At 41.4% G+C, this 19,856-nt stretch carries 19 protein-coding genes; 12 read left to right on the top strand and 7 right to left on the bottom strand.

What is annotated here, in order from left to right; translation table 11 throughout:
- The first annotated feature begins 18 nt into the window (after window positions 1-18).
- A complete protein-coding gene (locus tag C9J48_RS19960; protein WP_006228395.1) occupies window positions 19-210 on the top strand; it encodes a hypothetical protein in 192 nt (63 codons plus the stop codon).
- An 80-nt stretch (window positions 211-290) separates the two neighbouring features.
- Here C9J48_RS19960 and mdh read toward each other — a convergent pair whose 3' ends face one another.
- On the bottom strand, window positions 291-1,229 hold the full coding sequence (gene mdh / locus C9J48_RS19955) for a malate dehydrogenase (RefSeq protein ID WP_006228396.1): 939 nt from the start codon (window positions 1,227-1,229) through the stop codon (window positions 291-293).
- 352 nt (window positions 1,230-1,581) lie between these two features.
- On the opposite strand from mdh, the gene argR reads away from it, so the two are divergent.
- The 4 genes from argR (at window position 1,582) to C9J48_RS19935 (ending at window position 6,521) form a co-directional block, all read left to right on the top strand.
- The gene (gene argR, locus C9J48_RS19950; protein WP_006228397.1) at window positions 1,582-2,052 is read left to right on the top strand and encodes a transcriptional regulator ArgR; all 471 of its coding nucleotides are present in this window, start codon (window positions 1,582-1,584) and stop codon (window positions 2,050-2,052) included.
- Between the two features lie 293 nt (window positions 2,053-2,345).
- Window positions 2,346-3,317: a TAXI family TRAP transporter solute-binding subunit gene (locus C9J48_RS19945; RefSeq protein ID WP_006228398.1), complete on the top strand. Its 972-nt coding sequence runs from the start codon at window positions 2,346-2,348 to the stop codon at window positions 3,315-3,317.
- A gap of 106 nt (window positions 3,318-3,423) precedes the next feature.
- On the top strand, window positions 3,424-6,000 hold the full coding sequence (locus C9J48_RS19940; protein ID WP_006228399.1) for a TRAP transporter permease: 2,577 nt from the start codon (window positions 3,424-3,426) through the stop codon (window positions 5,998-6,000).
- Between the two features lie 74 nt (window positions 6,001-6,074).
- Complete coding sequence (locus tag C9J48_RS19935) at window positions 6,075-6,521, top strand: universal stress protein (protein ID WP_006228400.1); 447 nt, start codon at window positions 6,075-6,077, stop codon at window positions 6,519-6,521.
- 56 nt (window positions 6,522-6,577) lie between these two features.
- On the opposite strand, the gene C9J48_RS19930 is transcribed toward C9J48_RS19935, so the two are convergent.
- Both C9J48_RS19930 and mpl read right to left on the bottom strand, forming a co-directional pair.
- Window positions 6,578-7,198, bottom strand: coding sequence for a flavin prenyltransferase UbiX (locus tag C9J48_RS19930; RefSeq protein WP_006228401.1), 621 nt, complete (start codon window positions 7,196-7,198; stop codon window positions 6,578-6,580).
- A gap of 21 nt (window positions 7,199-7,219) precedes the next feature.
- Window positions 7,220-8,578, bottom strand: coding sequence for a UDP-N-acetylmuramate:L-alanyl-gamma-D-glutamyl-meso-diaminopimelate ligase (gene mpl / locus C9J48_RS19925; RefSeq protein WP_006228402.1), 1,359 nt, complete (start codon window positions 8,576-8,578; stop codon window positions 7,220-7,222).
- Window positions 8,579-8,772: 194 nt separating this feature from the next.
- On the opposite strand from mpl, the gene fbp reads away from it, so the two are divergent.
- The 3 genes from fbp to C9J48_RS19910 all read left to right on the top strand — a co-directional run bounded on the left by fbp (window position 8,773) and on the right by C9J48_RS19910 (window position 11,009).
- Window positions 8,773-9,789, top strand: coding sequence for a class 1 fructose-bisphosphatase (gene fbp / locus C9J48_RS19920; RefSeq protein WP_006228403.1), 1,017 nt, complete (start codon window positions 8,773-8,775; stop codon window positions 9,787-9,789).
- Window positions 9,790-10,008: 219 nt separating this feature from the next.
- Complete coding sequence (ppa, locus tag C9J48_RS19915; protein ID WP_006228404.1) at window positions 10,009-10,539, top strand: inorganic diphosphatase; 531 nt, start codon at window positions 10,009-10,011, stop codon at window positions 10,537-10,539.
- 80 nt (window positions 10,540-10,619) lie between these two features.
- Window positions 10,620-11,009 (top strand): rhodanese-like domain-containing protein, encoded by a 390-nt coding sequence (locus C9J48_RS19910; RefSeq protein ID WP_081450063.1) that lies wholly within the window; start codon window positions 10,620-10,622, stop codon window positions 11,007-11,009.
- Window positions 11,010-11,075: 66 nt separating this feature from the next.
- Here C9J48_RS19910 and C9J48_RS19905 read toward each other — a convergent pair whose 3' ends face one another.
- The 3 genes from C9J48_RS19905 to tamA are packed head-to-tail and all read right to left on the bottom strand — an operon-like array spanning window position 11,076 to window position 16,968.
- Window positions 11,076-11,444, bottom strand: coding sequence for a gamma-glutamylcyclotransferase family protein (locus C9J48_RS19905; protein ID WP_006228406.1), 369 nt, complete (start codon window positions 11,442-11,444; stop codon window positions 11,076-11,078).
- A 35-nt stretch (window positions 11,445-11,479) separates the two neighbouring features.
- Entirely contained in the window at window positions 11,480-15,235 is a 3,756-nt protein-coding gene (tamB, locus tag C9J48_RS19900) for an autotransporter assembly complex protein TamB (RefSeq protein ID WP_006228407.1), read from the bottom strand.
- Window positions 15,232-16,968, bottom strand: a complete 1,737-nt coding sequence (tamA, locus tag C9J48_RS19895) for an autotransporter assembly complex protein TamA (RefSeq protein ID WP_006228408.1) — start codon at window positions 16,966-16,968, stop codon at window positions 15,232-15,234. The genes tamB and tamA overlap by 4 nt, the downstream gene beginning before the upstream one ends.
- A 168-nt stretch (window positions 16,969-17,136) precedes the next feature.
- Here tamA and msrA point away from each other — a divergent pair, with 168 nt between their 5' ends.
- Window positions 17,137-17,772 carry a peptide-methionine (S)-S-oxide reductase MsrA gene (gene msrA / locus C9J48_RS19890; RefSeq protein ID WP_006228409.1) on the top strand — a complete coding sequence of 212 codons (636 nt, stop codon included), beginning with the start codon at window positions 17,137-17,139 and terminating at the stop codon, window positions 17,770-17,772.
- 44 nt (window positions 17,773-17,816) lie between these two features.
- Here the strand turns inward: msrA and C9J48_RS19885 are convergent, their stop codons facing one another.
- Window positions 17,817-18,029: a DUF1107 domain-containing protein gene (locus C9J48_RS19885; RefSeq protein ID WP_006228410.1), complete on the bottom strand. Its 213-nt coding sequence runs from the start codon at window positions 18,027-18,029 to the stop codon at window positions 17,817-17,819.
- 303 nt (window positions 18,030-18,332) lie between these two features.
- On the opposite strand from C9J48_RS19885, the gene C9J48_RS19880 reads away from it, so the two are divergent.
- From C9J48_RS19880 to C9J48_RS19870, 3 genes are all read left to right on the top strand, one after another.
- The gene (locus C9J48_RS19880; protein ID WP_006228411.1) at window positions 18,333-18,887 is read left to right on the top strand and encodes a YtfJ family protein; all 555 of its coding nucleotides are present in this window, start codon (window positions 18,333-18,335) and stop codon (window positions 18,885-18,887) included.
- Window positions 18,888-18,982: 95 nt separating this feature from the next.
- Window positions 18,983-19,273, top strand: coding sequence for a hypothetical protein (locus tag C9J48_RS19875; protein WP_242610767.1), 291 nt, complete (start codon window positions 18,983-18,985; stop codon window positions 19,271-19,273).
- Window positions 19,274-19,312: 39 nt separating this feature from the next.
- Window positions 19,313-19,856: ZrgA family zinc uptake protein (locus tag C9J48_RS19870; RefSeq protein WP_107281226.1), on the top strand; the 544-nt coding region annotated here is incomplete at its 3' end.

The following is a 19,856-nucleotide window of genomic DNA, read 5'->3' as shown; positions in this document are numbered from 1 at the left end:
TAAGTAATAGGAGACGTTATGCAAATTAAAGATCTAAAGCAGGGAATGTGGATCGAATGCCAACGGGGTGTGGCTGAAATAATTTCAATTGATCAAGCGAACAATGTAGTGATCATTGAAAGCAAAGATGATCATACACGCAACACTATTCAATGCGATGACATTACCGATCAGCCTCAGCTTCATACTGGTTGCGACAGTTACTATTAACAATGTAAGCCATTACAAATATGAACGCATAAAAAAAGCGACATATAATGTCGCTTTTTGATGAGAGTTATATGCAGCTATTATTTAGCAGCAAACTCTTCACCTAGTGTAATATCTGAAGTCAGGGTATCTAGCATGTTATTTAGTGCTTCTTGTTCAAAAGTACTTAGTTTGCCGTAATCCATCACTTCTTCTACACCTTCTTTACCTAATAGAACTGGCTGTGCAAAGAAACGTGCATGCTTACCATCACCTTCAACATAAGCACACTCAACAATACCCTGCTCACCTTGTAGGGCGCGAACAAGTGAAAGACCAAAGCGATAAGCCGCTTGACCCATAGATAGTGTTGCAGAACCACCACCCGCTTTAGCTTCTACTACTTCAGTACCTGCATTTTGAATGCGTGGCGTTAATGCTTTAATTTCTTCGTCAGAAAACTCAACACCTTCAACTTGAGACAATAAAGGTAGAATAGTCACACCTGAATGACCACCAATGACTGGTACCTGAATGTCACTTGGATTTTTACCTTTTAATTCAGCAACAAATGTTTCTGAACGAATAATATCAAGTGTTGTGATACCAAATAAACGACGCTTGTCATATACACCTGCTTTTTTCAATACATCCGCAGCAATCGCTACCGTCGTATTTACAGGGTTAGTAATGATACCTACGCATGCTTTTGGGCATACAACAGCAATTTTTTCAGCTAAAGATTTAATGATGCCTGCGTTTACATTGAAAAGATCAGAACGATCCATTCCTGGTTTACGTGCAACACCAGCAGAGATTAATACAACATCAGCACCTTCTAATGCAGGTGTTGGATCGACACCACCATACCCCTTAATAGAAACAGGAGTTGGGATATGGCTAAGATCAGCCGCAACACCAGGAGTTACTGGAGCAATATCATATAGCGCAAGATCAGAACCTGCAGGTAAGCCGTTTTTCAACAGTAAAGCCAATGCCTGGCCAATACCACCTGCAGCACCAATTACAGCAACTTTCATTTTCGTTCTCCTTTACGATAGAAGTATAATTTCAGACCTGCTAAAGACGTTATAGCAAGCAATTGTTAAATACAATCGAACACAATCAGCTTTGCGAAGTCACGCACTCTCATCATAAGGTGGGCTTACTGCGTGCGACAAGGAAAAGAATAAATGAATGGCACTTACTCCACAAAATTTATTCATCGCAACAAATAACAATACTGCATAACAGATCAAATAAGTTGTATGAAAAGATATTGACCGAGCCTATAACAGTGATTGAAACGTCAATTTCAATGAACACTGTTTGCTACTAACCAATAGGTTATGCAAAAATACGTCACCTCGTCCCTGTACATAAAATTTACTTATGCGAAATTCAGATAAACAAGAACGCTTAATTAAAGCATTCAAATCTATTCTTAAAGAAGAAAAGTTCAGCTCCCAAGGTGAAATTGTTGATGCCTTGAAAGCTCAGGGGTTCGACAACATCAACCAATCCAAGGTCTCCCGTATGCTGACCAAGTTCGGTGCTGTCCGTACTCGTAATGCAAAAATGGAGATGGTCTATTGTTTACCAATTGAACTAGGTGTGCCGACTACTACAAGTCCTTTAAAGGAACTCGTAATGGAAGTGGGTCATAACAGCGCCCTAGTTGTCATTCATACCGGCCCAGGTGCCGCACAAGTTATCGCTCGCTTACTGGATTCATTAGGTAAAGCAGAAGGTATCCTTGGTGTTGTTGCAGGTGATGATACAATTTTCATTACCCCAACCAACACAACAACAACAGAAGAGCTCTTTAATTCTGTGTGTGACCTTTTCGATTACAGCATCTAATCAAAAATCGGGGGCTTTTAGCCCCCATTAAATGAGATAAAGCTCACAATCAAGAAAACTTATCCCCCCTCGAACAAAACATCACCAACCAATTGATAAAAAAGACAAATAACAAGAAATAGTCAACTATCCCCCTCCTTTTTATCAAACATTTTGTACATCTTTGTTAACACAGTTTTAAATATTTCCATCAACTTTGCTATTATCTGGCTGATTTACTTCCGCAAGGATGCCTTTCCATCGATGGAAAACATTTCCTAAATGGAGATAACTACAATCAATAAGGGACAAGCATGGCATTTAAAAAATTACTACAAATGAGTGCACTAGCAGGCGTTGTAATGACAGCAGGCATGGCTAACGCTCAAGAATTTGTAACCATTGGTACTGGTTCTGTTACGGGTGTTTATTACCCAACAGGCGGCGCTATTTGTAAACTAGTCAATAAAAGCAGCAAAGAGCACAATGTTCGTTGTTCTGTAGAATCAACAGGTGGTTCTATCTATAACGTCAATACCATGCGTGCTGGCGAATTAGATTTTGGTATTGTTCAATCAGATTGGCAGTACCACGGTTATAACGGTACGAGTAAATTTGAAAAACAAGGACCGTACAAGAAATTACGTGCTGTATTCTCATTACATACAGAACCATTCAACATCATCGCCCGTACTGATGCTGGTATTGATAGCGTTGAAGATTTAAAAGGCAAGCGCGTAAATATTGGTAATCCAGGTTCTGGTGACCGTGCAACAATGGGTGTTGTAATGGACGCCCTAGGTTGGACTAACGCTGACTTTAAACTCACGTCAGAATTAAAAGGTTCTGAGCGCTCACAAGCACTTTGTGACAATAAAATTGACGCCTTTGTCTATGTTGTTGGTCACCCAAACGGTTCAATCAAAGAAGCGACAACATCTTGTGATGCGAAGCTAATACCTGCAACAGGCGCTGCAATTGAAAAAATTGTTGCTGATAACCCGTACTACACAACAACAACAGTACCAGGTGGCATGTATAAAGGCTCAAACGAAGATGTAAACAGCTTCGGTGTTGCAGCAACGATGGTTTCTACAACAGATGTTTCTGATGAAGTCGTTTACGAAGTAGTAAAAGCCGTATTTGAAAACTTCAGCACCTTCAAACGTCTACACCCAGCATTTGCTAACTTGAAGAAAGAAGACATGATCAAAAATGGTCTATCTATCCCTCTTCACCCAGGTGCAATCCGCTACTACAAAGAAGCTGGTCTTCTTCCAAAATAATCAAGATTGACTACATTTAAGAGGCACTCCGTTGCCCCCATGCGCCGCGATTGCGGCGCATGTTATTTAACATGCCCATAAAAAATCATAAAAAACAGGATGCTGCATGACGAAAACAACAGACACGTCACCAGATGTTCAAGACATGGTGGCACAAGCAGATACTGGAGCACGAACCCCCGCAGGTATTGCTGGGCGTATTTTATGGTTAGTTCCACTGTGTTGGTCACTATTCCAATTATGGTACGCATCACCGCTCCCATTTATTTTTAACTTTGGCATCCTTAACGACACCGAAGCACGTTCAGTACACCTCTCTTTTGCTATTTTTCTGGCGTTTACCGCTTACCCTGCTCTAAAAAACTCGCCACGCGATCATATTCCAGTCGTTGATTGGATCCTGGCGTTAGCGGGCAGTTTTGCCGCTGGTTATATCTACATTTTCTATACCAGCCTCGCTGAACGTTCAGGCGCTCCTACTCAAATAGATATTGTGGTTGCGGTAATGGGCATGGTCCTATTACTTGAAGCAACTCGTCGTGCACTTGGTCCGCCTCTAATGGTTGTCGCAGCTGTCTTCTTGCTGTACACCTTTGGTGGCCCACATATGCCAGATGTTATTGCACATAAAGGGGCTAGTCTAAATAAGGCAATGTCTCATTTATGGCTAACTACAGAAGGGGTATTTGGTGTTGCACTTGGCGTATCAACCTCCTTCGTCTTCTTATTTGTATTATTTGGTGCAATGTTAGAGCGAGCCGGAGCTGGGGCTTATTTCATTAAAGTCGCATTCTCTTTATTAGGTCATATGCGTGGCGGGCCAGCTAAAGCCGCCGTTGTTGCATCAGGGTTATCAGGGTTAGTATCTGGCTCATCAATCGCGAACGTTGTTACCACTGGTACCTTTACTATTCCATTGATGAAGCGCGTCGGATTCTCCGGCGAAAAAGCCGGGGCCGTTGAGGTCGCAGCGTCAACTAATGGACAGCTTACTCCACCAATCATGGGTGCAGCAGCATTCCTAATGGTTGAGTATGTCGGTATTTCTTATGTCGAAGTTATTAAAGCGGCAATTTTACCTGCATTAATTTCGTATATTGCCTTGCTGTATATTGTCCACCTTGAAGCCTGTAAAGCAGGTATGACTGGGCTACCACGTCGTTATAAGCCAACCATGGCACAAAGCTTATTATCATTTGTGGTCACGATACTGGGTCTGATAGTGATCAGTGGTGCGGTTTATTACGGTATCGGCTGGACAAAAGATGTATTCGGCACAGCTGCAACGCCAATGATTGCTGTTGCGATTTTAATTGCCTATGTTGCTTTGATAAAAGTCTCGGCTAACTATCAAGATCATACGATGGAAAGCCCAGATGAAGAACTAACCGAAGTGCCAGACCCAGGCCCTACGATTAAATCTGGTCTGTATTTCTTATTGCCTATCGTTGTACTGGTTTGGTGCTTAACCGTTGAACGCTTTTCTCCTGGTCTTTCTGCATTTTGGGCAACCGTCTTTATGATTTTCATTTTACTAACACAGCGCCCATTATTGGCACTGTTTAATAAAGAGAAAACATTAACCGATGCCGCACGCGAAGGTGCTAATGATCTCATCGAAAGTCTTGTTTCTGGTGGCAGAAACATGATCGGTATCGGTGTCGCAACAGCAGCTGCAGGTGTCGTGGTAGGCGTAGTTACACTAACGGGTATCGGCTTGGTAATGACTGACTTTGTCGAGTTCATTTCAGGCGGAAATATCATGCTAATGCTGCTATTTACAGCAATTATTAGCTTAATATTAGGAATGGGGCTGCCAACAACCGCGAACTACATCGTGGTATCAACGCTAATGGCACCCGTTATTGTAACGCTTGGGGCACAAAGTGGACTCATCATCCCGTTAATTGCAGTACATCTATTCGTATTCTATTTTGGTATTCTTGCCGACGATACGCCACCTGTCGGTCTTGCCGCTTTTGCAGCCGCAGCGATTGCCAAATCTGACCCAATAAGAACAGGTATTCAAGGCTTTACCTACGATATTCGGACTGCAATTTTGCCATTTATGTTTATCTTCAATACGCAATTATTGTTGATCGACATTGATTCCTGGTGGCACCTCACCCTTACTATCGTATCAGCCGTTATAGCAATGTTAACCTTCTCTGCCGCGACACAAGGTTGGTGGTTTACCAAAACGAAATGGTGGGAAGTCGCATTACTCCTCTTAATTACCTTCTCATTATTCCGCCCTGGTTATTGGTGGGATATGGTCTACGATGCCAAGCATGAAATGCCAGGTACATTGATCGTCGACGCTGCAGATAAGTTAGCGGTTGGCCAACCTCTTGAATTACAAGTCAGTGGTGAAAACTTAGAAGGTAAGTTTATTACTAAGCATGTACTGTTACCATTTGATGAAGATGCCATTGATCCCAATGATCGCATTGCATCAACAGGGCTGATGCTACGTCAAGACGGTGAAAAAATGATTGTTGATATGATTGAGTTTGGTAGCTCTGCAGAAGCAGCAGGTATCGACTTTGATTGGGAAATCACGAAAGTGAGCCTTCCGGCAGTCAGACCAATGAAAGAATGGGTTTTTGTTCCCACTTTACTTCTTTTAGGTGCTTTAGGATGGAACCAACGCCGACGAGCAAAAGCTGAATTGACAAAATAACGACTCAGCATAACGGTCTAAACTCTAAAGGGAGCATCCACTTCCTTTAGAGCCATACAATTATAGAGAATAATATGTATAAGCAAATTTTGGTTCCTGTTGATCTAAATGAAAAAGGTTTTGCAGACAAGGCTGTTGAATTGGCTGTATGGCATGCAAAACAATCTAACGCGACGATTCATTTATTGAATGTATTACCAGGTATTCACATGTCATTGGTATCGAGCTACTTCCCCAAAGATGCAGCTCGTAAAATGATGCAAGATACTCAAAAGCAACTCAAAGCATTTGCAGAGCAATATATTCCAGATGAAGTATTACATCACCTGCATGTTTGTGAAGGGAAAACCTGGACAACAATCCTTGAGTATTCAGAAAAAATTGGTGCCGACCTCATCATCATGCCAAGCCATAAACGTTCGAAGCTCGATCGCGTTATGCTAGGCTCTGTTGCTTCAAAAGTAGTTGAAAACTCACCAATTAATGTATTGGTATTAAAGCCGCAGGCCCACCTTAAATAGGTCAAATAATACAAATAAAAAAGCCCACAGTTGTGGGCTTTTTTCAATAATAAGCGCTATTTTTTTCGCTGATCATATCCCCAACGAGGAACAAGACCTTGTTCAATACTCAAATGATCCAGCATTCTTGCGACCATAAAATCAACAAGATCATTGATGGATTCAGGCTGATGATAAAACCCCGGAGCTGCGGGCATAATCGTCACCCCCATTTTTGATAACTTCAGCATATTCTCAAGATGAAGAGTAGAGAACGGTGTTTCTCGTACCACCATTAATAGCTGCCCACGCTCCTTCATGACAACATCGGCTGCACGTTCAATCAAGTTGTCAGACATACCGTGTGCGACAGAGGCTAGCGTTCCAGTAGAGCAAGGGCATACAATCATTTTCTTCGGTGCCGCAGATCCTGATGCAACTGGCGAGAACCAATCATCTTTACCACATACTGATAATTGACTGGCGTCGCACTGTAAATGTTCAACTAAAATAGCCTTCGTAGCATCAGGGCCAGCTGGTAACTTCAAGCCATGCTCGGTAGCCAACACCACCCTTGCAGCAGACGAAATCAGCAAATACACATGATAATCAGCAGCAAGCAAGCACTCTAATAAACGCAAGCCATAAGGAGCACCAGAAGCGCCAGTCCACGCTAAGGTAATGCGTTTATCTTTCATTGTTCAAACCCTTAATCACCATTATTTAGCCGCTAGAGCAGCAAGTAGCTTGTCATGAATGCCACCGAAACCACCATTGCTCATCACTAGAATAGTGTCGCCATCTTTCGCTTCAGTGACAATTTTATCCACCAGCTTATCGAGGTCAATATCCGTTGCTGCTGGCTGTGAACAACCATCGGCAATTTCATTAACTGACCATGGAATAGTGTCTGGTTGATAGATAAACACGTAATCAGCTGCATTTAATGCAGGGGCGATATCCCCTTTATGCACCCCAAGTTTCATCGTATTTGAACGCGGCTCTAGTACTGCCAAAATACGTTGTTCGTCGCCTACTTTTGCGCGTAATCCACCTAAGGTCAGCTCAATCGCGGTTGGGTGATGGGCAAAATCATCATAGACCTTAACGCCTTTCACTTCGCCTTTTAATTCTAGGCGGCGCTTAGTATTAATAAATGTTGCTAATGCTTCACAGCCCAGATCTGGCGTAACACCAACATGACGCGCCGCTGCGATCGCCATTAGTGCATTACTCACATTATGATCACCGACTAAATCCCAACGTACTGTACCGATCATTAAGCCATCAAGGTACACATCAAATACACTACCATCAGTCATTTGCTTTTTCGCAATCCAATGACCATCGTCTCCGGTAAATTCAAGCTCACTCCAACACCCCATATCAAGGGTCTGCTGAATACTCTCTACACCTTTGGGTGCCAAAATGCGTCCATTACTTGGCACTGTTCTCACTAAGTGATGAAACTGACGTTGAATGGCTTTCAAATCATCAAAAATATCAGCGTGATCGAACTCCAAATTATTCATAACAAGCGTTCGAGGGTGATAATGAACAAACTTAGAACGTTTATCAAAAAAAGCACTATCGTATTCGTCCGCTTCGACAACGAAAAACATACTTTCACCTAAGCGGGCAGAGATACCAAAGTTGCCAAGTACTCCCCCCACTAGGAAGCCCGGTTCATACCCACAATCTTCAAGGATCCACGCTAACATGCTGGCAGTTGTCGTCTTACCGTGTGTGCCAGCAACAGCTAAAACCCAACGATCATGTAATAGAAACTCTTGTAGCCATTGGGGGCCAGAGGTATAGCGCAAATTGCTATTCAGTACATGTTCAACGCACGGGTTACCACGGCTCATTGCATTGCCGATAACCACCAAATCAGGCGCAGGGCTTAATTGCGCAGGATCATACCCCTGAATAATCTCAATTCCCTGAGATTCAAGCAAAGTACTCATTGGAGGATAAACATTGGCATCACTGCCAGTCACTTTATGGCCCAATTGTCTGGCTAGGGTTGCAGCCCCGCCCATAAATGTGCCGCATATACCTAAAATATGAATGTGCATAACGTCTGGCTCACTGGCTAAATTAAGGTCATTTCACGCTTTTGTATTACTTCGTTACCATAAAAAAGATCTTTCTATACAATTTGTCATATACAAACAGGTAACACTTTATAAAACAGGTACGCAAAATTGTCCATTCGAGACATTGTACCTGACATAAACGCCCCAGTGACAACTTGATGCAAGGATTGTACATGCCCAATATGAAAACTCTTGGTGAGTTCATCGTAGAGAAACAAAATGACTTCCCCCATGCTAGCGGTGATCTATCATCACTGTTAGGCTCGATAAAACTTGCAGCAAAGATCGTCAACCGTGAAATCAACAAAGCTGGATTAGTTGATATTACTGGTGCCGTAGGCAGCGAAAATGTTCAGGGTGAAGAACAACAAAAACTTGACCTGTATGCCAACGATAAATTCAAGGCAGCAATGGAAGCTCGAGACCAAGTATGTGGTGTGGCGAGTGAAGAAGAAGATGAAGCGGTTACGTTCAATAAAGATCTAAATCGCAATGCTAAATATGTCATCTTAATGGACCCACTTGATGGGTCTTCAAACATTGACGTCAATGTCTCTGTCGGTACTATTTTTTCTATTTATCGTCGTGTTTCACCGATTGGCACTACACCCACCCAAGAAGATTTCTTACAACCAGGTAATCAACAAGTTGCCGCAGGTTATGTGATCTATGGTTCATCAACCATGTTGGTTTACACCACAGGTAATGGCATTCATGGCTTTACATATGATCCATCATTAGGTGTATTCTGCTTATCTCATGAAAGTATGCAGATTCCAGAAGATGGTCAAATTTACTCAATAAACGAAGGGAACTACATTCGTTTTCCACAAGGTGTTAAAAAGTACATTAAGTTCTGCCAAGAAGATGTACCTGCAGATAACCGCCCTTACACTTCTCGTTATATTGGCTCTTTAGTCTCAGATTTTCACCGAAATCTGTTAAAGGGGGGTATTTATATGTACCCAAGTACGGCAATGTATCCAAACGGAAAGCTCCGCTTATTATATGAATGCAATCCAATGGCATTTTTAATGGAACAAGCCGGTGGTATTGCTTCAGATGGTAAAAATCGCATCTTGGACATCATACCAACTGAGTTGCATCAGCGTGTTCCCTTCTTCGTTGGCTCAACCAATATGGTTAAGCAAGTTGAATCATTTATAGAAGAATACCCAGAGCAATACTAATAAAATAACAGCAGGTTGTGCATTGCAACCTGCTGTACTTCATCATAATACATGTTCAATGAAAGCCTCTTCATCGAATAATATAGAGATAGGTCAGCCTTTTTACTTGTTTCTGTCTAAAGGTAATAGTGAACCACCAATTTTCTTTTTATTTTAGATTCACTGGTTATAATTCTTATATCTACAACATTTTATTAACGTAATATAAGGAAGTTAATCATGAGCCTTAATCAGGTACCTGCAGGAAAGGATATTCCTGAAGACATTTATGTTGTTATTGAAATTCCAGCCAATGCAGATCCAATTAAATACGAAGTCGATAAAGATACTGGTGCCATTTTTGTCGATCGCTTTATGTCATCTCCAATGTTCTACCCATGTAACTATGGCTATGTTAATGACACGCTATCGTTAGACGGTGATCCTGTTGATGTATTAGTACCAACACCTTATCCATTAGTACCAGGCGCCGTTATTCGTTGCCGTCCTGTTGGCGTGCTAAAAATGTCAGATGAATCAGGTGAAGATGCAAAAATAGTGGCCGTTCCACATAGTAAATTAAGCAAAGAGTATGATCATATCCAAGATGTAAATGATCTACCTGAGCTGCTTAAAGCACAAATCACCCACTTCTTTGAACGTTACAAAGAGCTCGAAGTCGGTAAATGGGTAAAGGTCGACGGATGGGAAGATGCCGCAGCTGCCAAAGAAGAGATAATGACATCTTTTAAACGTGCTCAAGAAAAATAATACTCATATCATTTTCAAGTAAACGCTTCTATTAAGAGGCGTTTATATTCTCCCTTAGCATTACAGAAAGAGCATTCCACGTGAGAGTATATTCCTCTTTTATATCGGCATTATTGTTATTAACCAGCCTCACGATAACAAACGTGCATGCAGAAGTCGTTACAGCTAAAGAATTTTGGCAGCATTACAATACAGGAAACCCACTGCTAATTGATGTTCGTTCTAATGACGAATTTATGGCAGGTCACCTTCCTCAATCGATTAATATCCCTTTCGATAAAATAGGATCAATAACATCTTTCTCTGATGATAAATCTCAAATAATTTTATTATATTGCCGTTCAGGTCGGCGAGCCGAGATAGCAGAGCAAGCATTGAAAAAGTTGGGGTATAACAATATTTATAATGGCGAGAATTACGAAAAACTTCTTGTCGCGATGCCAGAATCTATCAGTCAGGATAAAAAATAAGGCACGATAACTAACGCTATCATGACTTTAAATTACTGATTATTTATCCGTTAATTCTGTACAATTTTACTGACGGTGCTTTACATACACATTCCAATCACCCGTCATTATCTGTGGGCGACCTTGAATAGATAATTGGTATGTATATACCCATGCTTCACCCCATACCGTCGATACGAGGTGCCGCTCGTATAACGTCGGATATCCCTCTAAACGATCCAGTGCTTGTAACGTCAAATTATCAACTTTATACACCTCGCCATATAAAGGTAAGGTGCAGTCATGATTTTCAAGTAAAGCCGGATATAGCCCTAAATCATAAAGGGCATATCCACTATCTAGTTTACAGGCACCAAGAAAATCCGCTGTTTTCAACCAATGATGATTACTTTGACCCGCTCTTAACGTGCCATAAACCAGAACTTTACACGACATAACCTTTACCACATCCGTTACATTAGCCAATACTATTAATTAAATTCAAATTGATATAATAGATCGACAGCGCTGTCGAGTCCCGATACTGCTTCAACGTATAGATCAGTCATTAAACGATAACGAACGGTAAATTCACCAATAGAATCAAAGATCCCGACACCGTATTTCACTTGAAGACCAGGAGCAATATACCCCCCAATAGTGACTTGTGAATCATCACCGGATCCTGCCGTCGAGACACTCAGATCTTGAACCCCTACCGCTTTGCCTACATCACCCACCAGCTGACCACTTTGCGCTAACCCCATGCCAATCAAAGCGGTTGTCATGGCATTATTATTGTCTCCACCTTCACTATCGATATCTTTACCTTGAAGGATATATGACAACGCATTTTGTTGAGGCATTGCTGGGTCTGAGAAAATATCAACTTTAGGTGCATCTGCTGGACCCGTTACTCGAAGGCCAGCAATAACATCATCTTCAATATTATCGGGGTCACGAATGGCTTCAATAGATAGATAAGGTTGATCAGCAGGACCATTAAATAGTATTTGCCCTTTACGAATCACTAACTCTTGACCAAAAGAACGATAAGACGACCCTTTAGTGATATTTACCTCACCATAAATCAGTGGGCCTTTACCTGCTTGTCTAACGCTCAGCTTACCAATAAGGCCCGCTTTAAGTCCAAAAGCAGACAATTTCACATCATCACCGATCTTCACTAAAACATTGGTTTTAATATCAAAGGGAATGCTTTCTTCATTTTTCACTGGTTTAAGGTTATCGCCAAGAATGATTTCATCATCAGACACTGAAACAGCTGACTGTGGTAATTGCTTAACATTAATACGTCCCCAAGGAATACCTACATTACCGGTAATTTCAGCGCGTCGAGGCGATGCTGAAATCATCAAATCTGGCGATACTTTTAATGCGACCATGGGAGGAACACTCACTTGAAGTTCCTTACCATTGACATGTAATTCCGTTTTCCAGGCCGCCATATCTTGCCAATCACCCGAACCTCGGATAAGCAACTTACCATCAGGTGTTTGCACATTACCCTGTAAGGTGGCGTTATACCCAGCAAACGATGCTGTTATATCGGCATTGGTAACATCTAAAGGGACTTTTCGCCCTGTCGCCGTTACTCGTGTAACCTTAAATAGACCATTAATTGCAGGGTGTTTTATGGGACCGGTGACCGTTAAGTCTGTATCAACCTGCCCACCAAATTTATGATAATCCTTAATTACAGGCTCAAGAAAATCAAGCGTAAAACGATCTATCTTAACGTTCGCATTTAGCTGTTGATCACTTGTGAGCTGTGTAACCGTTGCTTTACCACTTAAATCACCGTTATTTTTTACAGCGACTAACCAATCCGCATTCAGTACATCATTTTTAACTTCAGCATTTAATGAAACGCTATCCCACCCAACAATAAGAGGATCTTCATCACGAGCAATTTGTTGTAAAACAGAGCCAGAAGGGAGCTTAATTTGAGCCTTTATATAAGGTGATGATTTGGGGGCCCATGTTGCTTCTAAGTTAGCACCCACTTTACCTGTTAACGTTGTTTCTTCTGGTATAAATGGCTTTATTAAATCAAAATCAAAATCATTAACTGCGACTTTTGCATGACCAGAAGCGCCTGCCTCTAGGTTTTCAACTAAGCACAATGATGATTTATCTTGCTGCCAACAATGTGCGGCAACATTTGCTAATGCTGTTTTTAAATTATACCCCAAGGCTGTTGGCTTATTCAGTTTCCAAGGGCCTACAGGCGTCTCGATTTTGGCTTGATTGAGCAGTCCTTGCCAACCAGTACTACGATCAAGCTTACCGGTTAATGCTAAATCAGCACTTACAGGATCAGCATTTAAATCAAGCAACAGCTTATGCTCATCCTCCGTTCCCCGAAATGTAAGATTTAAATCATTGAGCTTAAAAGTATCAAATGTTCCATTTTTGGCATTTAAACGAATATCCGCTTTTAATTGGGGAACGGGAGTCACTTCACCAGCCAATTCAAAAGACTCTAAAGCCGCTTGTTCTTGCCAACCTAGTGTATTTCCGCTTAAAGCTAAATCAATTTTAGGTTCTGCCATCTTTCCAGATAAATTAACCTTACCTTGCACTCGACCACGAAGCCCTGGTAATGATTGTGCTAAATCTGGCGCATCTATTTGTGCCGACATCGCCCACTCTTTGGTTAACTTACCTTTTGCCGTTAAGCCATTTGGTCCATGCTTTAAATTCAGCCCATCGGTTTCTAACTGAACATTGCCCTTGCCACTTCTGTCATTGGCATCAAGCTGACCGTTTAAAGTAAAAGATTGATCCATAACGACACCATCAATGGCTAACTCAGGTAGGGAAACAAACCAACCACCTTGTTTAGTTAAACCACCCGAGGTGCGAAAAGTCCCACTCAAGTCACCCTGAGCATCTGGCCATTCAATACCAGGTTGAATATGGCTAAAATCTAATTGACCTTGCCATTTGACAGCATCTTTCCAACTTGCATTTGCATTGCCCGTAATCGAACCACCTAGCGTATCGACCTTCAGGCTTTTCAATGCCACCTTATTTAAGTCACCGTCACCTTGAAGGTTTACAGCAACCGCAGGCATTGGATCCCCATCGATTTTACTTTTCACATTAAATGTAAAGCCATCCAAACTACCTTTCGCATTGAGCGTGGTATTTTCTACGTCAAACTCAGCTTTAGTATCAATCGGCCATTGAATGTGCTTACTCGACACTTTCAAATCAAACGGTAATTTAGAGTCTAATGGTGATAAATTGCCAGCAACAATTGCATCAATAGTGCCTTTTAAGCTGGCATTTAATGCCAGTTTAGCTAATGATCCAGATGCTTTAAGAGTAAGGTTATGCCCTTGTAAAGGCTCCAATGCTATATCGGTTACAGCATCAAGCAATAATGGATAATCGCCTGTTAACGAGACATTTGCGGTTGCATCTAGCTTTGCTTGAGGCACAACTAACGCAAGCTTACTTACATCAATATCACTGCCCTTAGCGGTTGCTACCAATTCCAACAAATTAACGGCTTGTGGGGTATCACCATTGAGTTTGAAGTCTTTTATTGTAAAACGCTCAATATCAAAAGACATTGGTAGTACGACTTCCGGCAATACAATTGGCTGAGAGGGTGAATCTGTAACACTTTTTTCTGGCTCGCTACCTTCAGCTTCAGATGGTGATGCTAAAGTGAGATCTATCCCTTGCCAGTCTGTTGGCTTCAAGATGACATGGCTACCTTCAAGCTCAGCAGCAGTTGAAAATTGCTCCCAAGCAACTTTATTGCCGAGAATATCGAATTTAATATCATCAAGTCGAACTCGATCAATACGGATCGGTAATGGCATTACTATTTCAGTAATTGGATCGGTTTCAGGTTCAATATCAGTGTCTGGCTGAGAAGCAGGCAGTTCTGGCATCGAAAAACGTACACCTGTTAGCCCTAAATCTGTCACACAAATTTCAGGTATTAGTAGGCAACTATCATCTAACGTCAAATTCACGTTATCAGCCGACAGGTCGACGATGTCGTCTTTGTATTGAATTTTATTTAACTGAAACCCCTTAAGTAACGCCCCACTGCTACTTTCAACAGATAATGCAGGTAACACTTTCATTGCCCCCCATACCGCTATTTTCACACCCGCAGGAGTATAAAGTAGGGATGCTATAGCAATAATAAGTAAGAGAATAAAAGCTAATAATCCTAATGATACGCGCTTCAGCCAGATCATAATTCAGGTCCCAGAGTAAAGTGGAGCTGGAACTTGTCTTTTTCTTTCTCAAGCCCCCAAGCAAAATCAAGACGAATAGGACCCACAGGGGACGCCCAACGTACACCCACACCTGTACCACGATACCATTCAGGGTTACTGATCCATGCCGAACCATAATCGTAGAATACAGCCCCCCACCAATCCCCATAAACGCGGTATTGATACTCTAGCGTTGAGGTTGCCATGTATTGCCCACCGACTAACAGACCACCATCATTTCGCGGAGCTATAGATTCATAACCATACCCGCGAATACTGTTATCACCACCAGCAAAGAAACGCATGGACGGTGGTACATCTTCAATGCTCTCCGCTATAACAGCACCGCCATCAAGGCGTAAGATACCTCGATGATTTTCACCAGCACTGCGAATCCAAGCACTACGTCCACGAAATCTGGCTAAACGCGTATCAGAACCTAAAGCAGGATCAGCATACTCAATCGATATTAGTTGCTTATCGCCCCACGTTGGCATTGCACCACCTCTCGCGCGGGTCTTGCTGTAAGTAATACCTGGAATGATCATGCTCAGAATACCTTTTTCACCATTCCCTTTATCGTCCACCCCTTGCTTATAGTCTTCGTATAACCAACGCAAGGAAGCGACACGCTTCCAATCCGATTCAAGCCGCCAATGCCTTTCAAGACCAATGTTATACTCTGTACTTTTTGTATCATGGTTATCAACATAACGAATACCGCCAATGATCTGATAATAATCATTTAGTACATCATCAAGTGGAATTTTATACGCCGCCTCAATTTTAGGCTGCACCTTTGATAGTTCAGTTTTAATACTCAAACTATGCCCAGCACTATTTAGCCAAGGCTTCTTCCAGTTAAGCTTTAAACGTGTACCGACATCTGTTGAGTAACCAATACCCGTTTCAATTTGATTACGTACTTGAGGGGCTAAATTTACAGCGATAGGCACCGCTCCATCATCTAAATGCTGTACATCTCCACCAACAAAAATCGAAGAAAACCAACCGACAGTGGATAAACGCTGATTAAATTCACCCAATTTAGATGCTAAATACGGGTCATCTTTTTCAAATGGGATCAACGATTGCAATCGATCTTCATCAATTTGGCTACCAGTAAACGTCGTGTCACCAAAGTTATACCGTCGTCCACTGGAAAATTCGATTGAAATAAAAGCCTCATTACGAGAGGGAGCCACTTCCATAACACTCTTAGTTAAAGATGCATCGAAGTAACCTTTACGCAAAGCTAAACTTGAAAGCGATGATTTAAGGGATTCATATTTACCGTGATTCAGCGATTCGCCTAACCCTAAGCCGCTACCTTTTACCAATGCAATAAAATCAGGATCACTTTCTGCCATACCTGAAAGTACAATATGACTTTTCGCAATACGTGTTATAGGCCCTTGTTCAACCGTAACGATAATGGATGACTTCTTATCGTCGTCTTTAATCTCATAGCTAAAAATCGGTTGATAGTAACCTAACGCTTTTAATGCTTTTTCAATTTCATCTTCCAATTGCTCTTGAAAACGCAGCGTTGTACTGTAGTCATCTTTAGGGATCGCCGATACATAAGCATCCACATTATCCTGAAGATTCCCTTTTAATCCTTTAATGGTTAGCGACGTATTTGCGAACACTGGTGTAGCTAAAACCATTGCAACAACGGTCAAACCAAACCGTTTTAAAACATCATTCATTATTATTTAGCTTCATTGGTAAAGTTTCATCTCAATCAGATGCCGAAATTATTGTGACAAAACAAAAGACCATAGCCAATCTCTCATCCCTGAAAAGCATTGAATATTGATTGTTGGTAAACAATCCTCTATTTTCTATCTAAAAGGCAGTGTAAAAAGGATATAACAATGTCATCAAACAAACATAATTTAATCGCACCTGAAACAGCTTTAATTGGGCGAGCAACATCCATTACCCCATCATTGCCACATGCAGTGAATGGTACGATATTAAATGATGAGAAGCCTAATAATTACAGCGAAATCATCATCGGCATGGGCTGTTTCTGGGGAGCTGAACGCTTATTTTGGAATCAACCAGGCATCTATAGTACTGCTGTTGGTTATAGTGGTGGTTTCACTCCTAACCCTACCTATGAGGAAGTTTGCTCAGGTAAAACAGGGCATTCAGAAGTTGTCAGGATTATTTATGATCCTTTAATTATCTCTTTAGAACAGATTTTAACTTTATTTTGGGAAAGTCATAATCCAACTCAAGGTATGCAACAAGGTAATGATATTGGCACTCAATATCGCTCAGTTATTTATACAACGACACCTAACCAGCTCACATATGCTCAGCACAGCAGGCAATGTTATCAACAATCTCTTGAACAACAACAATTAGAAAGCCTTATTACAACAGAAATAGAGCCTGCTGGTACATTCTATTTTGCAGAAGATTATCATCAACAATATCTAGCAAAAAACCCTAACGGCTATTGTGGGTTAGGCGGTACAGGGGTGTGTTTCATACCTTTATAAGCACAAGCAATCTATATATGTAGCCAGAGACCCATAAGCTCTGGCTACATAGCGCTTTCTAACGCCAAGCACTGAATCTCACGATTTACTTCTGAAAGTGTGCTCAATGCTTTCAAATCGTGTTTTGTTGACGGTAATAAGCGACCATAATCAAACTCAAAAGCGCCAATACCGACAATGAATAAACGTCCTCGGAAGTAGCTTTTCACATAACGGGCAATTTGATTCGGCCTGTATTGCTTAAATATTCTAAGCATAAATCCCTCACTTAATGATCATAATAGTAGACCTTTAATCATCACTTTTGTTTCAATCAATATAACGATATATGCAATTTTTTCGCCAGTTTGCTTTTTGAGGCAGCGACGAACAAAGCATATCAATAAGCAAAAACTCGTTGATACAATAGCTAAACGTTGTTTGTCATGTGTCAGCCCTTCGTTATTTGAATAGAATTCATACCTTTTAGTGATAAAGATCGATTATTCCGTACTGGTTTAACCAGATCACGATAAGTTAACTAAGATAATGGTGCGTCTAACAAAAATGGAATTAATACAATGAATAAGAAGCCAATGATTGCGCTATTAGCTGCCGCCTTATTACCAGGAATGGTAAGCGCACATAACATTCAATTAGGGCAAAAAACACCTAGCGTCTCGGTAACAGACAAAGGTGAAATTATACTGAACAACGATAACATCGCGTATCAAGAATGGGATAACTCAGCTCTAGTCGGAAAGGTACGTGTGATTCAAGCAATAGCCGGTCGCAGCGCAGCCAAAGAAATGAACGCTGAATTTATTGAAGCAATAAAGGTTGCTCAATTACCTAACGAAAACTATCAAACAACCACAATAATCAACCAAGATGATTCTATGTGGGGCACTGGTGGATTTGTAAAGTCATCAGCTGAAGACAGCAAACGAGATTTTTCATGGTCATCGATGGTGCTAGATGCTTCGGGCTCTGTGCAGTCTGCTTGGGATCTACAGAAAGAAAGCTCTGCAATTATAGTGTTAGATAAACAAGGTAATGTTTTGTTTATTAAGGAAGGAAAGCTAACATCAACTGAAGTGAAGCAAGCAATAACGTTAGTGAAAGAAAATATATAATTGCCCACGACTCCACTTTTATTTAACAAAGCCATGAACAGCACAGAAAGTAATGTTATATTATTACATTACTTTTGTTCGTGGCGATTTCATACGTGATTAAACGTCGATACCTTTACTTTTTGCGTGCAACAATAAGTGTATTGATTGTCCTAATCTCAGTGATTGGACCGCTTTCGGCTTTACATAAATTAGAAGCACTAAGCCCCGAGCATCAGATTCAAGATTGTAATACCTGTCATCTCGCGCATATTGCGACACCGACAGAAACTAATGGTCTAATTGAGAAATATCCCCCTCCTATCTCGCCACTCATCCTTCCTACTCAGCAAGGCTTCTATACGCCAACAGTTCAACAGGCAAGAGCACCACCGTTGAATTCCTAATCAAAAATAACCTCGTTAATTTTAAACTTAGGAACCATAATGACTTTTCCATCAAACATTTCAGCCTGTGCAATCGCCGTTAGTACTTTAGTTTCAACTGCAGCTTTTGCTAATGATAGCTTTCGTCAACACGACGCTCATGTCCATGGTGTAGTAGAACTCAATATTGCCCAAGATGGTAATGACCTTCTTTTAGAGATCACAGCACCAGGATCCGATATTGTAGGATTCGAGCATGCCCCTCAAACCCAAGAGCAAACTCAAGCCATACAGCAAGCAATGTCAACGCTGAAAGAAACGGCGTCTCTTTTTGAAATTAATTCCGATGCAAATTGCGAATTAACGGATAGCTATGTCAATCAATCTCTCTCCAAACAGAGTGACGATGATGACCACGACCACAACAATCATGATGACCACGACCACAGCAATCATGACGACCACGACCACAGCAGCCATGACGACCACGACCACAGCAATCATGACGACCACGACCACAGCAATCATGACGACCACGACCACAGCAATCATGACGACCACGACCACAGCAATCATGACGACCACGACCACAGCAATCATGACG

The organism is Photobacterium profundum (genome assembly GCF_003026285.1).
Classification (GTDB): domain Bacteria; phylum Pseudomonadota; class Gammaproteobacteria; order Enterobacterales; family Vibrionaceae; genus Photobacterium; species Photobacterium profundum.
The sequence above is the reverse complement of the archived record's forward strand: the minus strand, read 5'-3'. Positions and strand labels throughout refer to the sequence as shown.

Coding starts and splice junctions, on each gene's coding strand:
- C9J48_RS19935 (WP_006228400.1), top strand. CDS start 6,075: ATGTATAAGCAAATTTTGGTTCCTGTTGATCTAAATGAAAAAGGTTTT.
- msrA (WP_006228409.1), top strand. CDS start 17,137: ATGTCATCAAACAAACATAATTTAATCGCACCTGAAACAGCTTTAATT.
- fbp (WP_006228403.1), top strand. CDS start 8,773: ATGCCCAATATGAAAACTCTTGGTGAGTTCATCGTAGAGAAACAAAAT.
- C9J48_RS19905 (WP_006228406.1), bottom strand. CDS start 11,444: ATGTCGTGTAAAGTTCTGGTTTATGGCACGTTAAGAGCGGGTCAAAGT.
- C9J48_RS19940 (WP_006228399.1), top strand. CDS start 3,424: ATGACGAAAACAACAGACACGTCACCAGATGTTCAAGACATGGTGGCA.
- C9J48_RS19880 (WP_006228411.1), top strand. CDS start 18,333: ATGAATAAGAAGCCAATGATTGCGCTATTAGCTGCCGCCTTATTACCA.
- C9J48_RS19960 (WP_006228395.1), top strand. CDS start 19: ATGCAAATTAAAGATCTAAAGCAGGGAATGTGGATCGAATGCCAACGG.
- argR (WP_006228397.1), top strand. CDS start 1,582: ATGCGAAATTCAGATAAACAAGAACGCTTAATTAAAGCATTCAAATCT.
- C9J48_RS19885 (WP_006228410.1), bottom strand. CDS start 18,029: ATGCTTAGAATATTTAAGCAATACAGGCCGAATCAAATTGCCCGTTAT.
- mdh (WP_006228396.1), bottom strand. CDS start 1,229: ATGAAAGTTGCTGTAATTGGTGCTGCAGGTGGTATTGGCCAGGCATTG.
- tamB (WP_006228407.1), bottom strand. CDS start 15,235: ATGATCTGGCTGAAGCGCGTATCATTAGGATTATTAGCTTTTATTCTC.
- ppa (WP_006228404.1), top strand. CDS start 10,009: ATGAGCCTTAATCAGGTACCTGCAGGAAAGGATATTCCTGAAGACATT.
- tamA (WP_006228408.1), bottom strand. CDS start 16,968: ATGAATGATGTTTTAAAACGGTTTGGTTTGACCGTTGTTGCAATGGTT.
- C9J48_RS19930 (WP_006228401.1), bottom strand. CDS start 7,198: ATGAAAGATAAACGCATTACCTTAGCGTGGACTGGCGCTTCTGGTGCT.
- C9J48_RS19945 (WP_006228398.1), top strand. CDS start 2,346: ATGGCATTTAAAAAATTACTACAAATGAGTGCACTAGCAGGCGTTGTA.
- mpl (WP_006228402.1), bottom strand. CDS start 8,578: ATGCACATTCATATTTTAGGTATATGCGGCACATTTATGGGCGGGGCT.